The sequence below is a fragment of the Pontibacillus yanchengensis genome, assembly GCF_009856295.1.
GTDB lineage: Bacteria > Bacillota > Bacilli > Bacillales > BH030062 > Pontibacillus > Pontibacillus yanchengensis_A.
Genome location: NZ_WMEU01000001.1, coordinates 492,466 through 508,913 on the forward strand (window position 1 = coordinate 492,466; position 16,448 = coordinate 508,913).

At 36.9% G+C, this 16,448-nt stretch carries 14 protein-coding genes; 3 read left to right on the forward strand and 11 right to left on the reverse strand.

All coding sequences use genetic code 11. The features are described 5' to 3' along the window. Positions 1-27: 27 nt before the first annotated feature. On the reverse strand, positions 28-804 hold the full coding sequence (locus GLW08_RS02385; protein ID WP_160846979.1) for a Cof-type HAD-IIB family hydrolase: 777 nt from the start codon (positions 802-804) through the stop codon (positions 28-30). A 604-nt stretch (positions 805-1,408) separates the two neighbouring features. On the opposite strand from GLW08_RS02385, the gene GLW08_RS02390 reads away from it, so the two are divergent. Both GLW08_RS02390 and rnjA read left to right on the forward strand, forming a co-directional pair. Then, positions 1,409-1,618 (forward strand): DNA-dependent RNA polymerase subunit epsilon, encoded by a 210-nt coding sequence (locus GLW08_RS02390; protein ID WP_160846980.1) that lies wholly within the window; start codon positions 1,409-1,411, stop codon positions 1,616-1,618. Positions 1,619-1,621: 3 nt separating this feature from the next. Then, entirely contained in the window at positions 1,622-3,289 is a 1,668-nt protein-coding gene (gene rnjA, locus GLW08_RS02395) for a ribonuclease J1 (RefSeq protein WP_160846981.1), read from the forward strand. A 498-nt stretch (positions 3,290-3,787) separates the two neighbouring features. Here the strand turns inward: rnjA and GLW08_RS02400 are convergent, their stop codons facing one another. The 3 genes from GLW08_RS02400 to GLW08_RS02410 all read right to left on the reverse strand — a co-directional run bounded on the left by GLW08_RS02400 (position 3,788) and on the right by GLW08_RS02410 (position 7,275). Continuing rightward, a complete protein-coding gene (locus GLW08_RS02400) occupies positions 3,788-4,459 on the reverse strand; it encodes a potassium channel family protein (protein ID WP_036820387.1) in 672 nt (223 codons plus the stop codon). A gap of 450 nt (positions 4,460-4,909) precedes the next feature. Further along, a complete protein-coding gene (locus GLW08_RS02405; RefSeq protein WP_160846982.1) occupies positions 4,910-5,923 on the reverse strand; it encodes a cytochrome d ubiquinol oxidase subunit II in 1,014 nt (337 codons plus the stop codon). Beyond that, positions 5,920-7,275 (reverse strand): cytochrome ubiquinol oxidase subunit I, encoded by a 1,356-nt coding sequence (locus tag GLW08_RS02410; RefSeq protein ID WP_160846983.1) that lies wholly within the window; start codon positions 7,273-7,275, stop codon positions 5,920-5,922. The genes GLW08_RS02405 and GLW08_RS02410 overlap by 4 nt, the downstream gene beginning before the upstream one ends. 361 nt (positions 7,276-7,636) lie before the next feature. On the opposite strand from GLW08_RS02410, the gene GLW08_RS02415 reads away from it, so the two are divergent. After that, positions 7,637-7,939, forward strand: coding sequence for a spore morphogenesis/germination protein YwcE (locus GLW08_RS02415; protein WP_160846984.1), 303 nt, complete (start codon positions 7,637-7,639; stop codon positions 7,937-7,939). A gap of 70 nt (positions 7,940-8,009) precedes the next feature. Here the strand turns inward: GLW08_RS02415 and qoxD are convergent, their stop codons facing one another. From qoxD to GLW08_RS02450, 7 genes are all read right to left on the reverse strand, one after another. Then, positions 8,010-8,318: a cytochrome aa3 quinol oxidase subunit IV gene (gene qoxD / locus GLW08_RS02420; RefSeq protein ID WP_160846985.1), complete on the reverse strand. Its 309-nt coding sequence runs from the start codon at positions 8,316-8,318 to the stop codon at positions 8,010-8,012. A gap of 1 nt (position 8,319) precedes the next feature. Next, entirely contained in the window at positions 8,320-8,931 is a 612-nt protein-coding gene (gene qoxC / locus GLW08_RS02425; protein WP_160846986.1) for a cytochrome aa3 quinol oxidase subunit III, read from the reverse strand. Between the two features lie 4 nt (positions 8,932-8,935). Next, the gene (gene qoxB / locus GLW08_RS02430) at positions 8,936-10,888 is read right to left on the reverse strand and encodes a cytochrome aa3 quinol oxidase subunit I (protein WP_160846987.1); all 1,953 of its coding nucleotides are present in this window, start codon (positions 10,886-10,888) and stop codon (positions 8,936-8,938) included. A 17-nt stretch (positions 10,889-10,905) separates the two neighbouring features. Next, positions 10,906-11,790 (reverse strand): cytochrome aa3 quinol oxidase subunit II, encoded by an 885-nt coding sequence (qoxA, locus tag GLW08_RS02435; RefSeq protein ID WP_160846988.1) that lies wholly within the window; start codon positions 11,788-11,790, stop codon positions 10,906-10,908. A 305-nt stretch (positions 11,791-12,095) separates the two neighbouring features. Further along, the gene (locus GLW08_RS02440) at positions 12,096-13,940 is read right to left on the reverse strand and encodes an ABC transporter ATP-binding protein (RefSeq protein WP_160846989.1); all 1,845 of its coding nucleotides are present in this window, start codon (positions 13,938-13,940) and stop codon (positions 12,096-12,098) included. A gap of 14 nt (positions 13,941-13,954) precedes the next feature. Next, entirely contained in the window at positions 13,955-15,712 is a 1,758-nt protein-coding gene (locus GLW08_RS02445) for an ABC transporter ATP-binding protein (protein ID WP_160846990.1), read from the reverse strand. 228 nt (positions 15,713-15,940) lie between these two features. Then, positions 15,941-16,390 carry a TlpA family protein disulfide reductase gene (locus GLW08_RS02450; RefSeq protein WP_160846991.1) on the reverse strand — a complete coding sequence of 150 codons (450 nt, stop codon included), beginning with the start codon at positions 16,388-16,390 and terminating at the stop codon, positions 15,941-15,943. Positions 16,391-16,448: the final 58 nt, after the last annotated feature.

The window sequence follows — 16,448 nt, forward strand, 5'->3', positions numbered from 1 at the left end:
CGTTAGGATTTTTTAATTAGAGAAGGATTATTCTAATAAACCCACCATTCTAAAACCGTGAGTTAATCCATCTTCTTCTACATTCTTAGTAACTACATCAGCCAATTCCTTTACTTCCGGTTGCGCATTCCCCATTGCAACACCTGTATTTGCAAATTGAATCATTTCTTTATCATTAAGCCCATCGCCAAAAGCGTATGTGTCTTCTTTTTTCAGTCCTGTACGCTCAATGAATTTCTCTATTCCAATCGCTTTTGATCCGCCAAGAGGTAAGACATCCATTGAATATTGATGCCATCTAATAAAATCAAGTTGATCATGCCCACCTAAATATTGGGGCTCTTCGTGGGTGGTACAAAATAATAAGGCTTGGTGGATGTTTTGGTTCTTATAAAATTCGGGATCGATTTCAGGGTACTCAAACTTTAAGCTTCCTAGGCTCTCACTAATATGTGAATGGTTCGCTTCACTGGCTCTCATGCCCATGTCATTAAGAAAAACCATTGGATGACCAGATTGAAGAGCTTGAGTGTACAATTGCTCAATTTTAGCTTTAGGGAGAGGATTTTGATACACTACCTCATCTTCGAATACTACATATTGTCCATTAAAACTAACAAAGGAATGTATATCTAATTCTTTCCGTATATGCTCAAACATAAATGGTGCTCTACCAGTAGCAATAGCTACATGAATGCCCTTGTCCTTTAATTGCTGGATGGATTTCTTCGATGTATTTGGAATATTTTTGTCGTAATCTAGTATTGTGCCATCTATATCTAAAAATACAATTGGTTTTGTCATAATAAAACTCCCTACTTTCGTTATGTATTGATCAATTCTAGCTCTAATGCCGTATCCCAACCTATTGTATCATGGTTCCAGTTAAATACCAGCTTGTCACAAGGAAATGTCCCAACATCTAATCTACTTAATTTAAGAGAACTATGTAAAGATTTCATAGTATGTGTACATACTACTTAATAAGATATTAGCTCCGGACAATACTCTTCTCTTTTTTTAGTATAGATTAGCTTTTAAAAACGAAATGAGAAAGATTTTCAAATTCTCTTCTTGCTAACTATTCAATTCTTCCTAAAAAGATACTATACTAGAGGTAAGAGGGAATTTGATCGGCAGAACGTTTTTTTATACAGCTTTTCTTCGTATAAAGAAAGGGGTTGTATGATATAATGTTAAAACGTTTGAAGGAAAAGCTTAAGAAGCGTTTGAAAGATATAATGAGTAAAAAATCGCTAGCTTAACATTTTGATTGATGAATAACTCGCTTTATATACCCTTCTCTTGAAAAGAGCATTGTATCATTACCATACAAAACCAAAACATGCTATTATTGGACATAGGACAAGAATACGGAAATAACCAGGATGTTAGGAGAGATTGAATTATGATATTTAAAGTACTCTATCAGGAGGAGTCAAAGGAAGTACCTGTTCGTGAACGTACGACAAGCACTTATGTAGAAGCCGAAACAGAAAGACAAGTTCGAACCAAATTAGCCGATCGCAACCTAAACATTGAATATGTTCAAGCCTTAAACGAGGACCACCTTGAATATGAGAAAAAATCTGAAGATTTCAAAGTGGAGAATATATAATCAATGAAATTTGTAAAAAATGACCAAACTGCGGTTTTTGCCCTTGGTGGTCTCGGAGAAATCGGAAAAAATACGTATGGAGTTCAATTCCAGGATGAAATCATTCTAATTGATGCAGGGATCAAATTCCCCGAGGACGAACTTCTTGGTATTGACTACGTAATTCCAGATTACACTTATTTGGTACAAAACCAAGACAAAATAAAAGGTTTATTTATCACACACGGACATGAGGATCATATCGGCGGGATCCCATACTTGTTAAGAGAGTTAAATGTCCCTGTTTATGGTGGTAAATTGGCGATCGGACTTATTAAAAACAAATTAGAAGAACACGGACTTTTACGGAATACTAAGCTTCATACCATTCAAGAAGATGAAGTTGTTAAATTCCGTAAGACATCAGTGACTTTCTTCCGTACAACACACAGTATTCCTGACTCCTTTGGTATCGTAGTAAAAACCCCTCCAGGAAATGTAGTACACACTGGAGACTTTAAGTTCGACTTCACACCAGTTGGCGAACCAGCTAACCTACAAAAAATGGCTGAGATTGGTAAAGAAGGTGTTCTTTGCCTTCTTTCTGACAGTACGAATAGTGAAATTCCAGATTTCACTATGTCTGAAAGAGTTGTAGGCGAAAGTATTGACAATATCTTTAGTAAAATAAAAGGACGATTAATATTTGCAACCTTTGCTTCGAATATACACAGACTGCAACAAGTGGTCGAAGCATCTGTTCAACACAACCGTAAAATAGCTGTATTTGGTAGAAGTATGGAAGCTTCCATTAATATTGGAATTGAATTAGGGTATATCAGAGCACCAAAAGACACGTTTATTGATCATGCACAGATCAATCGATTGCCAAGTCATGAAGTAACCATTTTATGTACGGGCTCTCAGGGTGAACCAATGGCAGCTCTTTCTCGAATTGCAAATGGTACTCACAGACAAATCCAAATAATCCCTGGAGATACTGTTGTATTTTCTTCATCTCCTATCCCAGGGAATACGGTAAGTGTCAGTCGTGTCATTAATATGCTATATCGTGCCGGAGCTGAAGTTATTCACGGTTCTCTAAATGATATTCATACGTCAGGGCATGGGGGACAGCAAGAACAGAAGCTGATGTTACGTTTAATGCAGCCGAAATTCTTCATGCCTATTCACGGTGAATACCGTATGTTAAAAATGCATACGAAATTAGCACAGGACATCGAAATGGATCCTAGCAATTGCTTTATTATGGAAAATGGTGATGTGCTTGCCCTTGGTAAGGAAAATGCGATGATAGCTGGAAAAATCCCATCTGGTTCTATTTATGTAGACGGAAACGGTATCGGAGACATCGGAAACATTGTACTTCGAGATCGTCGGATCCTTTCAGAGGAAGGACTTGTTATCGTAGTTGTTAGCATCAACATGAAAGAATTTAAAATTTCTTCAGGACCAGATATCATTTCCCGTGGTTTCGTTTACATGCGTGAATCAGAGGACCTCATTAATGAAGCGCAAAAAATCGTTGCAAAACATCTAGACAAAGTCATGGAACGCCGTACAACCCAGTGGTCTGAGATTAAAAATGAGATCACAGATACAATTGCACCGTTCCTTTATGACAAAACGAAGCGTAAACCAATGATTTTACCGATCATAATGGAGGTTTAATTCCAGAAAAGTAATGCTGATTAACCTCTTAAGATAAATCATAGACCCCTTTAAAAACGTTTTTACCCCCAATCCTGCATAACTGGATTGGGGGTATTTTTGAGTATAATGAATGAAACAATCTACGTAAGATCACAGGATACAATGACACCCTTCTCCTTAAGCTTTTTAATTCACCCATTATTTTTGGGTTACAGAAGGAGCTTTTGTTCATCTCTTCTGTATTTGCTCTTTAACTACCAATATCCCATTTGGTCTTCTCATCTAGATAAAATCAAGTTTAAATTTTATGCTTATACCATTATTGCCCCCATTATCTTGAAGACTTGAGTTCGAGATAATATTGGTAAGAGAAAAGTTTCCGTTACTTTCGTGGCCTGTGAACAACTCAATGAACGTAGTTTATAAAAAAAGCGCCTGAGAATCAATTATGAATTCTCAGGCGCTTTAGCTTGTTAATTAGAGTCTGCTTTTAAAGAAGAGACTTTTACTCACACATTAGTCATCGTCTTCAACAACAAGATTCTTTTCAAACCTTGATATATCTTTATCCTCACCAATGATGATTAGTACATCATTTTCAAGAATTGTTTCTGTAGCCATTGGAGATACGTTAATTTCACGATCTCGCTTAATACCCACTACGTTACAGCCGTAACGTGCACGTATATCCAAATCCACTAATGTTTTGCCAATCATTTTTTCTCCTGCTTTAACCTCTACCACAGAGTGATCATCTGATAGTTCTAGATAGTCCAGCACATTATTAGAAATGATATTGTGAGCAATTCGTTTGCCCATGTCACGCTCAGGATGGACAACTTGATCGGCGCCGATTTTATTTAGCACTTTCTCATGATAGTCATTTTGGGCTTTCACTGTTATTTTCTTAATACCTAACTCTTTTAACATTAATGTACTTAAGATACTGGCCTGAATATTATCACCAATCGCAACGATTACATGGTCAATATTTCGAATGCCTAACTCTTTTAATACATTTTCATCCGTTGAATCTGCAATAACCGCATGTGATGCAATATCCTTATATTCATTCACTTTATCTTCATCAACGTCAATTGCTAAAACTTCCATACCTTCACGGCTTAATTCCTTACATATACTTCCTCCGAAACGACCTAATCCGATTACAGCATATTCTTTCTTCATAGCTCTTGCCCCCATCTATGTACTAACAATTTAGGTTAGCAAACACTTTCAATAGCAATTTTACACATAATATGTTCTAACGATACCAGTCTACCACAAAAGAAATAAACAAGGAAAGATTCTTTCCAGACATAGTGTATTAAGCATAAAAGCTAGACACCAAAAGCGCAAGCGGCCTGGTAGCAACTTATATACTAGCGGCTACGCAAGGTAGGGTGGCTCGATATTGCTGCGTGACGCAGAGTTCTTAATCGAACCTCCTTTAGAAGATAAATGAAACATGAAAACACAATCGATCCGATGTTGACTTATCATACAGAACGAGTAGATTAAACTAGTTGCTGGAGCTGGACGCGGCCTCTATGACTATTAAGTTATACACATCAAACATTTTAGACTAGACTATAAAAAAACTGTCCTTTCTTTTTACTAAGAAAGGACAGTAAATTCTTATTTATTACCTTTAACATAATCTGCATCAAATAAAAACATACGCATTAACAGAATCAACGAAGGTATTAACAAGCAAAGCCCTGCAATAAAGGCAATAACTAACGCCAAGCCCATTGCATCATTGGTTACACTACTTTGTAGCGTAATATATGGTTCTAATAGGTACGGTAAATGACCTGCACCATATCCAAAGAATGCGAAGAAGAATTGGAACATAACGAAAATAAATGCAAGTCCAAAACGTTTTTTCTGATATACCAAGAAGACAGCCCCTAAGAAGAAAGCAACAGATAACCCAAACATCCACCAGAGATCCAACATTTTCTCAAAGTGACGATGGTTATGCTGACTCATGGCGATAAAGGTGGTGAGACTTGCTATAATGGTCGGTGAACTCCAAAAGATCATATATTTTCGAACTAGCTCCATCGCTGGCTTGTCATTAGCACGATTGGCATAAAATGTTAAAAATGCAGAGCTAATAAACAACACCGAAACAATAGCTAAGAAAACTACACTCCAAGAGTATGGACTTGTTAGAAGTTCACCGGTCAGTAGACGAACCCCATTAGATGTTTCCTCTATGAATCCTCCCTCAGAAATCGTAAGAGCTGTAGCTAGCGCAGCTGGAATGAATAATCCCGTCGCACCATATAGAAACATATAGACAGAGCTTTGTTTTGATCCATAGTTCTCAAACGCATAGAATGACCCTCGTATTGCGAGGAGGACAATTGCGATACTTCCAGGTATAAGTAGAGTCTGTCCAAAATAATACGCAGTATCTGGAAAGAACCCTATTAATCCCACGAAAAAGAAAACAAAAAATACATTGGTTACTTCCCATACAGGAGATAGATATCTAGAAATAATTTTATTAATAATATGATCTTGCTTAGTTTGTTTCGCATAGTAAGCAAAGAAACCTGCCCCAAAATCAATAGAAGCTACGATCAAATAGCCGTATAAAAAGATCCATAATACAGTAATACCTACTAATTCGTAACTCATACATCAACACCTCTTTGATCGACTTCTGGATATCTATGCTCAAGCTCAACCTCGGCTGGGTTATCGGAGAACAATTTACGTAATACTCTTACTGAGATTACCCCAAGAAGAATATATAGACCAAGGAACAGTAGCAACATCCACTCAACGTGTGGTGAGGTCGTTGCGCCTTCTGACACTTTCATGTACCCTCTTAATATCCAAGGTTGACGTCCTACTTCTGCAAAGATCCATCCAAACTCAATAGCTAGCATAGCAAATGGTCCATTCAATACAATGAGCCACAGTAGCCATTTATTGTGCTCATTCCAACGTTTTAGTTTGGATAGAACGATATATAGGAAAGATACCCCTAGTGCGTACATACCAAGCATAACCATTAAGTCAAACATATAATGAATCCAAAGAGGTGGAGTTTCCTCTTCTGGAAATTGATCCAAGCCAACCACTTCACTATTAAAATCACCATGTGATAAGAAACTTAAAGCATTTGGCAATCGAAGTGCATTTTCCACTTCATTATCCTCATTCAATGTACCAAATAAAATAAGGTCAGCACCTTCTTCTGTTTCAAAGTGCCATTCACCTGCTGCTAGTTTCTCTGGTTGTTCATCAGCCAGAAATTTAGCTGATAGGTCTCCAGCAATTGCTGTTAAAATCGCGAAAAAGAAAGTAGCTATCATCGTTAGCTTTAAAGCTTTCTTATGATAATCTGTTGATTTTTTCTTTAGAATAATAAACGCTGTGATAGCCGCTAAAATAGCAGCAGACGTTAAATAACTGGATGACAACACATGGAATACTTTTGTAGGTGTTGCCGGATTAAACATTGCTTCTAAAGGATCAATATCTGTAATCGTTCTCCCTTCTAATTCGAAACCTTGTGGTGTATTCATAAACGAATTCACAGTCGTAATAAAGAATGCTGACATACCTGCACCAATCACAACCGGAATAGAAAATAACCAGTGATAGATTGGGTTATTAAATCGATCCCATGTGTACAGATAAGCCCCTAAGAATATAGCCTCGAAAAAGAATGCAAATGTTTCAAGAAACAATGGAAGACTAATAACATTTCCTGCTACTTGCATAAAGCTTGGCCATAACAAGGATAACTGTAGACCAATAGCAGTACCAGTTACTACCCCTACTGCAACTGTAATAACAAAACCTCTTGTCCATCGTCTAGCGAGAAGGGTATAGTTGGCATCTTTCTTCTTAATACCAATAAATTCAGCAATAGATATCATTAATGGTACTCCAACACCAATTGTTGCAAATATAATATGAAAGGCCAACGTCAAGGACGTTAACATACGACTCATAGTAACACTATCAAACTCCATCATTTTACGCTGCCCCCTTTACATAAATTAAGAACATTACTCCGATATTTGCAAGAATACTAGATTGAATGTCCTAAAAACAATAATACCTTCAGTATACAACATAGAAACCCGTAAGTGTGTTATGGGAAATGAACATTTTGTGACACATTTCACAATCTTAATGTATTGCAAGTATATAAAATAAATGTACAGGATACAAGCATTTCGAGTTTGTATAAATGTGAAAATTTTGTGTCTAAAATACAATGTAAGGGTTTTCAAATAGTCAGAAAGTTGCTATAGTTTAATTAAGAAATGTTCACAAATTTGACACATATAAAACGTAATTATGAACGAAATTAGCTTGACAGGAGTGAATGACATGGATGTATTAATGGTTTATGCCTTATTTGCAAGTATTACACCTTTATTTTTATGGATAGAATACCGTATAACTGCAATGGTGCAACTTCCTTTTATCTTAGGTATGTGGGGATTCTTTTTCATTGAATTCGCTTCCTTACAAATTAATACTATGATGTATAGCACCCTTCTAGCCGTATTCATACTTAATTTAATCTTTGCTCATTTCGCTTTTTATCTTGTATTTTTTGAACATAAAAATACAAGAGAGCATATATTTGAGAAGTTCCCTCATATAGCTAGAAGAAAAGATGTAATCTAAACATTTAATATTAACCAATATAAAAAGGCATGCGTTCTACAGGTGAATACCTGAGCGCATGCCGTTATTTTTACATACTCATACTATGCATCATTGCGTTGATTACCCAAATAGTTCCACCGACAATAATCACACCAATAATGGCACTGTAAACCATCGTGAACACTTGGGTACCACCTTCTCCCTCTCTAATATGCATAAACATGAACAATTGTATGCCTGCTTGGAGAACGGCCAAAAAAACAATAATCCATACAATAGCAGTAATGGATAGACTTGTGTATAGGGCTACCCACACCGCAAGTAACGTTAATGCTACAGATAATGCAAAGCCAATTACATGATTCCATGGGAAATGGCTATGAGAATTATTTGACATATTACATCACCATCCCTAATAGATAAACACCTGTAAAGATAAATATCCAAACAACGTCTAAAAAGTGCCAATATAACGAGATAATAAAGGCTTTTCTAGCTGTTGTTGAATTTAATCCATGACGAGCAAGTTGTATTAATATCATACTCATCCAGCCAATACCTAAACTTACGTGGGCACCGTGTGTACCAAGTAAAGTGAAGAACCCTGACCAGAATGCGCTTGTTTGTAGGGAGGCTCCTTCATGCACATAATGGATAAACTCTTCCACTTCAAAGTATAGAAAGCCTAACCCTAATAACATGGTTAGGATAAACCAAGTCATTAACCCTTTTCGGCTTCCCCTTCGCATTTCGTGAATGGCAATTCCACAAGTAAAGCTGCTCGTAAGAAGGAGGAACGTTTCAATGAGTACTCCCTTAAGTTCAAATAATTCAGCAGGTCCAGGTCCATCTGCAAGTCGACCTGTAAGCACAAAATACGTAGCAAACAATGTTCCAAATAGGGCTATCTCAGCACCTAAGAAAATCCAAAAGCCAAGAATATTTAATCGACTTTTTTCAGTTTGAAATTCCAATGGTTGAGTCGAATCTACCACTTCATTGTGACTCATTTGGTTACTCCTCCTTCCTACGTACATTTCGTTCAATTTCTTTAATTTCCTCTACCTCTACATGATGCCCTTCATCTGGATCAAAAGAACGTACAATCATTGTGATTATTACACCAATGGTTGCAATGATGCCCATCCACATCCATTCAAAAACAAGACCGAATCCAGCAATAAATAAAAGTACTGACATTATAACTGGAACTCCAGAATTATCAGGCATGTGAATTGGTTCTAGGTCTTCTTCGTCAATATCTAACTCATGCTTTCCTTCTTTTTTCATTTCCCAGTACGGATCTAATCCATGTACATCAGGAATCTTTGCAAAGTTATAATAAGGAACTGGAGCTGGTGTAGACCATTCTAGAGTACGGCCATCCCAAGGGTCTCCTGTTTTTACACGTTCTGCATAGCGGATGCTATAATAGATGTTATAGACAATAATGACGAACCCAATTGCCATTAAAACACCACCAACTGATGCAACAGCATTTAATTCAAACCAACCAGTTTCTTCTGCATAGGTATGAACACGTCTAGGCATACCAGCGAATCCTAAGAAGTACATTGGGAAAAAGCACACATTAAAGCCAACTACGAATATCCAAAAACTAATCTTTCCTAATGTTTCGTTTAATTTATGACCAAATACCTTTGGATACCAATAATATAATCCTGCGAAACAAGCATATACTGTACCCGATATTAATACATAGTGGAAGTGGGCAACCAAGAAGTACGTATTGTGATATTGATAGTCTGCCGCCGCCATCGCAAGCATAACTCCCGTTACCCCGCCGATGACAAAGTTCGGAATAAAGGCGAGTGACCATAACATCGCTGTATTGATTTTTATTCGACCTTTATAAAGCGTGAGTAACCAGTTAAAGATTTTCACACCAGTTGGAATTGCAATGGCCATTGTTGTTAGAGAGAAGAAAGAGTTTACAGATGCATCTGCTCCCATTGTAAAGAAGTGGTGTACCCAAACTATAAAGCTTAGTAAGGCAATTACTACCATAGAATAAACCATCGCTTTGTAACCAAATAAATTCTTTCGTGAGAATGTACTTATTACTTCAGAGAATATGCCAAAAGCAGGTAGTATTACAATATAAACTTCAGGGTGTCCCCAAATCCAGAATAGGTTTGCCCAAAGCATTGGCATGCCACCATCCATCAATGTGAAAAAGTGTGCTCCAAAAATACGATCTAGCGTCATTAATGCTAGAGCTACTGTTAATACTGGAAATGCGAAGATAATCAGAATACATGTAATAGCGCTAGACCATGTAAACATTGGCATACGCATTAACGTCATGCCAGGCGCACGCATTTTAAGAATTGTAACTAAAAAGTTAATACCTGTAAGCAGTGTACCTATACCCGCTACCTGCAATCCAAGTAAATAATAATTCTGACCTGGGCCAGGACTCAACTCGTTTCCTGCCATAGGAACGTAAGATGTCCACCCAGCAGAAGGAGAACCTCCAATAATAAAAGATATATTGAACAGCATGGCACCCATAAAGAATGTCCAAAAACTAACGGCATTTAAAAATGGATATGCAACATCTCTTGCACCTATTTGTAATGGAACGACTACGTTCATCAGTCCAATCAAAAATGGCATTGCCATAAAGATAATCATGATTGTCCCATGTGTGGTAAATATTTCATTATAGTGTGATGAGTCTAGAAAACTATTGTTCGGTATCGTGAGTTGAGCTCGCATAAGCAGTGCATCTACTCCACCACGGAATAGCATTAACACTGCGGAAATAATGTACATGACACCTAATTTTTTATGATCAACAGTCGTGAGCCATTCATTCCAAAGCCATTTCCATTTTTTATACTTTGTTAACACAAAGATAATCCCAATCATACTAAGGATAATGGAAACATCAGCTCCATAAATCAAAGGGTCACCAGTGACGAAAAATTCATCTAACTGCATTTCAGTCGCCTCCTAACCTAGTGAGATTCAGCCTCTTCCGAATCGTATCCTTGTCTCTCCCTTGCTTTAATCGCGTATTCTGCGTTCTTTGCATGATTTACCCATTGTAAATGAGTTGAAGAATATGTTTGACGAGGAACATGACCAGGTAGAAGAAGCTCATCGTACTTGACCTGTGTTAATGCTGGTGCCTCATCTTGTGTTTTGTTCACCCAATTTTGAAACTTCTCTGGCGTTTCCGCATACACTTTAAATTGTTGTTTTGTGAAACCTTTACCAGTGAAGTTTGCATTTCGACCTTGATAAACGCCTGGTTCATCAGCTTGAAGGTAAATTTCAGTAAGCATGCCTGCCATATTATATTCTTGACCGCCTAATCGTGGAATCCAAAGTGCTGCCATGGAATCTGCAGATGACAACTTGAATAATATTGGCCGGTCTTCAGGGATATGAAGATAGTTAACCGTTTCAATTTCTTGTTCAGGATAACTAAAGAACCATTTCCAATTTGCTGAGGTAGCATGTATAACGAGTGGTTCTTTGTCTTTTGAGCTCTTGGGTGCCTCTTCCAATTCGTATATAGTCTTTACTGTAGGTACGGCTAACAGAATAACAATTATTATTGGAATTACCGTCCAGATAATCTCTAGCCACTTATTCCCTTCCATCTCATCTGGTTCATGAGAATCATGGCCAGGACGTTCTCTATATCTAGTGATAATAAATGCAAATAGACCAAAAACCACGGCCACAACAATTAACATTAAAGATATAGACCATACAATAAGATCTTTCTGTGCCTCTGCTACAGGCCCTTTAGGGTCTAAGACTGGAAGTGCACTACAACCACTTAAGAAGATAAGTAAAGAACTAAATAAAAATAGATGCTTTACTCTTTTCATATATGAGGTCACCTACCTTGTATAATTTTTAAGTATGAATCACTAATTATATTGTTCACTCAATCACAAAGCAGTTAGCATGTAATAAAGAGCGCATTTGATATGTTAACAAAATGTTTTACTCAGAAACCGATTTCAAGTAAATGTGTCATATAATCGTCACCAAATTAGAAAAGAAAACCAATTCTCTGATTTGATCCTTAATAGATATGAAAAAAAGCCCTTCTCCAAAATTAGAGAAGGGCTTTACAATATAGTAAACTATAAAAATATGGGTTTCCCGTTGATTCGTACGTTTTTTACACTTACATTGCATCTAACATTTGAAATTGTGTCTTTACTAAATCAAAATACTCACCACGTAATTGCATTAATTCTTCGTGATTGCCTTGTTCTAATATCTTACCATGTTCAAGAACAAAAATATTGTCTGCCTCACGTATTGTGGAAAGTCTATGAGCAATAATGATTGCTGTGCGACCATTAAGTAGTTTACGTAACGCTTCTTGAATTTTCATTTCTGTTTCTGTATCAATACTAGATGTTGCCTCATCTAAGATAATAATCTTAGGGTCCGCAAGAAGTGCTCTTGCAAAGGATAACAATTGACGCTCACCCGCGGAAAGAATATTACCTCGTTCTTCTACTTCCGTTTCATATCCGTTTGCAAGTCGCTGAATAAAGTCATCGGCACCAACTACTTTGGCCGCCTCCATTACTTCTTCATCAGTAGCATCTGGACGACCGAAACGTATATTCTCAATAATGGTACCTGAGAAGATGAAGGTATCTTGCAGTACCACACTGATTTGCTGACGGACACTATTTAACGTTACATCTTGAAGGTTATGCCCATCAATTTTAACAGCACCTTTTGTCGGGTCATAAAAACGACTAATCAAGTTAGCTATAGTCGACTTACCACTGCCAGTATGACCGACTAATGCAACCGTCTGCCCCTGTTTCATCTCTAGATTAATATCATGCAGAGCAATGCGATCTTCATCATAAGCAAATTGAACATGATCAAATTCAATGTGACCTTTAATGTCCTCTAAGACAACTGCATCACTTTTCTCTTCAACATTAGGTTGTTCATCTAGAAATTCAAAGATTCTCTCAGAAGCTGCCATTGCCATTAAAAGCTGATTATACATCTGACCAAGACGTGAGATAGGTTCCCAGAACATTCCAAGGAAAAATGCAAATGTTACAAATGTACCTACTTCGATCCCCCCATTTGCGGGTGTTTGAATAATTAAATATGCCCCGTATGAAATTAAGATAACCGTCCCGATTGCATTACTCATCTCAACAAAGGGTCTAAACATGGCACTTTTTTTCGTAGCATTGCGCCAACTCTCAAAATTATCTGTGTTAACGCCATCGAAGTACTCGGTATTTTCTCTTTCTTGAGAAAATGATTGGGTAATCCGAATTCCTTGAATGCTCTCGTTTAAGTGAGAATTCAAGCGAGATTGTTGAATACGAACCTGCTGCCATGAACGTCGAATGCGTTTTCGAAGTTTCGTAGAAATAAAGAACATGATTGGTAGTATTACCATGATTGCAAGCGCTAGTTTAGGGCTTAAGAATAGTAAGATACAGACAATCCCAACTAGCGTTACAATATCCATTAGTAAATTAATGATTCCATTGGTAAATAGCTCTTGCAATGAATTGATATCGTTCATTATTCGCACAAGAATGGATCCAGCTGACTTTGAATCAAAGAAACGATGCGACAAACGTTGAACGTGTGAAAATAGATGTTTACGTAAGTCATATATAACATTCTGACCTAGAATATTTACCCACCTTATTCGTAAGGCATTTCCTACATAGCTCAGTAAATAGAGAATAGCAATTCCAACTACAAGTTGGATAAGCAGATTCATATCTTTATCTTCAATCACGATATCGATTACCACTTTACCAATAAGAATTGGAACGACTAATCGAACAATTGTTGAAACGAGCATGGCAATGATAGCTAATGGAAGCAAAGTCCTAGAATACGGCTTTACATATTGCAATAGTCTTCTCATTTGTTGCCAGTTAAATGGTTTATCAATAGCTTGATCTTGGGTGTACTTGAATCGCTTTAAATGTGGACTAACTGGTTTTTGGTCTTTTTTCTTTCTTGCCATACTTTTCCACCTCCTTATGAACTTTTGGTTGCTTCCATGATGGCTTCTTTATCTTGATACTGAATATCGTAAATGCGTTGATAAGGACCTCCGTTACTAAGAAGATCATCGTGAATACCTCGTTCTACTACTTTTCCATCTTCAAGAACAATGATTTCATCTGCATGTTTTAATGAAGATATACGATGAGCTATTATGAATGTAGTTCTTCCTTTCATTACTTCTTTTAACGCTCTTTGTATCTGTAGCTCTGTTTCCATATCCACAGCAGAGGTTGCATCATCAAGCACTAACACACTAGGATCTATGAGAATTGCTCTTGCAATAGCTACCCTTTGCTTCTGTCCACCCGATAGTCCCATACCTCTTTCTCCAAGTAACGTGTCATATCCATTAGGCATTTCCATAATAAAGTCATGAGCTTGTGCTCGCTTAGCTGCATCAACAATATCATCGATGCTGGCCTGAGGATTACCATAAGCAATGTTTTCTTTTATAGTAGTGGAGAATAAAAATGATTCTTGTAACACAAAACCTATATTGCTTCGTAACTCTTTTAAACCATATTCATGTACTGGCTTTCCATCTATTAGCACTTCACCTTGTTCTGGTTCATAAAAACGAGTAATTAATTGAGTAATACTTGTTTTACCAGATCCTGTGGCACCAATTAATCCAATCGTTTTTCCAGTTGGTGCGTCAAAGCTAATGTCTTTAAGGGCAGAATCATCATCTTCCTCATAGGAAAGGGTGACATTATTAAACGTGACATGGCCATCTAATCTCGCTTTTCGAATAGGAGCATCCATTTCTTGAATATCCTCATCTGCCTCTAAAATTTCCAGTAACCGTTCACCTGAAGCTTTTGATTGTGAGAAGAGGTTAATCACAAATCCGAGATTCATTAATGGTCCCAAAATATACCATACTAAACTAAAGAATGCAGTTAATTCCCCTATCTGCAATGGTCCATTGATAACCAGATAAGCACCGAAAGCTAACAATGCAACAACACATATATTTCCAATAAACTCCATAAGCGGAAAATACTTCGCCCAAATGTTAGAAGTTTCTAAGTAATTTGATCGATAATCATCATTTCGATCAACAAATCGACCAATTTCAAAGTCCTCCCTTGATAAGGACTTTACTGTATTCATGCCGCTTATGTTCTCCTGCACTCTAGTATTCATTCTTCCAAACGCTTTACGAATCCCTCTAAATGCAGGATGCACACGTTTGTCAAACTTATATACTACTACACCGAGAAACGGCATTGCAGCCATTGTGACAAGTGCTAGCTGCCCAGAATAATAAAACATGACGCCTAAACTAATCACAATCAATAAAGTAATACGTATCAATTCTGCAAAACCAAATGAGAGGAAGAAGCGAAACGCTTCCACATCTGCTGTCAAACGAGACATCAAATCTCCAGTTCTCGCATTATCATAATAGCGAAATGGTAAGCGTTGAAGCTTTTTATATAATCCATCTCTTAGTGTATAAACCGATTTAATACCAAATAAATCGCCTAAGTACTGCTGTAAATATGTTGCTATTCCTTTGATAATCATTAAGCCAATGAATACTGCTGCTATATATGGAATCAGTTCATATCTTTCAGGTCCTACAACATCATCAATTGTCTTTTGCAAAACAATTGGGTACACAACCGTTATACCAGTAACTAAAATCAAGAATAATAAAGATATAAAAAAGTACTTCTTAAATGGCATATAATATTCTTTTAACTTTTCTAATGTCTCCAAAAGTGCCCCTCCTTTTTCTGCTCCAAGTTTCTAACGTAATTATAAATATATCGAGTATCGAAATAAATTTCCACCCATTTGCCTTAATTTTTTAAAAATTTTAAAAGATTCCTTCCATAGTTTTGGATTTTACTACAACTTTTGACTGAGGGCAGCTTTATTTGTTTCGGAAATCCATTTAGAAAAAAATAACCCGGTTCAAAAAAGAACCGGGTTAATAATATACTATTACTTCTCGTTATTTCCTAGAACACGATTCACACGCTTTTCTAGCATTTTCATTCCGCCACCACCGGCTTGGAAGTGACGAAGATTACCTTCTTCATCAAATACGTAATATGCTGGAACATACTGATTTTCGAAAGCATCTGTTAGTTCATGTTTATTATCAACAAAAATTGGCTGCGTAATACCATGTTCTTCAGCTACTTGCTTAATTTGGTCTAAATCCAAATCTTTTTCAGAACGAGGCATATGAACAGCTACAACGTTAAGATCATCTTGAAAACGATCACGAAATTCATTAACGTTTGGCATTGCTTCTTTGCAAAGGCCACAACTTACAGACCAGAAATGAATAAGTGTTGGCTTGTCTCCTAGAAGTTCATCTTTCGTAACCTCACCATTAATCCATTCTGTAGCGCCTTTAAGTTCTGGCATTGGAGCTCTAAGTTTCATAGGTAGTCCTCCTTTTAATTAACAATCAAATTTAGGATAGGAAAAAGGTCTAACTAAA

What these genes read in the sequence shown, in the direction of transcription:
- GLW08_RS02385 (WP_160846979.1), bottom strand. Translation starts at nt 804, where the DNA reads ATGACAAAACCAATTGTATTTTTAGATATAGATGGCACAATACTAGAT.
- GLW08_RS02390 (WP_160846980.1), top strand. Translation starts at nt 1,409, where the DNA reads ATGATATTTAAAGTACTCTATCAGGAGGAGTCAAAGGAAGTACCTGTT.
- rnjA (WP_160846981.1), top strand. Translation starts at nt 1,622, where the DNA reads ATGAAATTTGTAAAAAATGACCAAACTGCGGTTTTTGCCCTTGGTGGT.
- GLW08_RS02400 (WP_036820387.1), bottom strand. Translation starts at nt 4,459, where the DNA reads ATGAAGAAAGAATATGCTGTAATCGGATTAGGTCGTTTCGGAGGAAGT.
- GLW08_RS02405 (WP_160846982.1), bottom strand. Translation starts at nt 5,923, where the DNA reads ATGAGTTACGAATTAGTAGGTATTACTGTATTATGGATCTTTTTATAC.
- GLW08_RS02410 (WP_160846983.1), bottom strand. Translation starts at nt 7,275, where the DNA reads ATGATGGAGTTTGATAGTGTTACTATGAGTCGTATGTTAACGTCCTTG.
- GLW08_RS02415 (WP_160846984.1), top strand. Translation starts at nt 7,637, where the DNA reads ATGGATGTATTAATGGTTTATGCCTTATTTGCAAGTATTACACCTTTA.
- qoxD (WP_160846985.1), bottom strand. Translation starts at nt 8,318, where the DNA reads ATGTCAAATAATTCTCATAGCCATTTCCCATGGAATCATGTAATTGGC.
- qoxC (WP_160846986.1), bottom strand. Translation starts at nt 8,931, where the DNA reads ATGAGTCACAATGAAGTGGTAGATTCGACTCAACCATTGGAATTTCAA.
- qoxB (WP_160846987.1), bottom strand. Translation starts at nt 10,888, where the DNA reads ATGCAGTTAGATGAATTTTTCGTCACTGGTGACCCTTTGATTTATGGA.
- qoxA (WP_160846988.1), bottom strand. Translation starts at nt 11,790, where the DNA reads ATGAAAAGAGTAAAGCATCTATTTTTATTTAGTTCTTTACTTATCTTC.
- GLW08_RS02440 (WP_160846989.1), bottom strand. Translation starts at nt 13,940, where the DNA reads ATGGCAAGAAAGAAAAAAGACCAAAAACCAGTTAGTCCACATTTAAAG.
- GLW08_RS02450 (WP_160846991.1), bottom strand. Translation starts at nt 16,390, where the DNA reads ATGAAACTTAGAGCTCCAATGCCAGAACTTAAAGGCGCTACAGAATGG.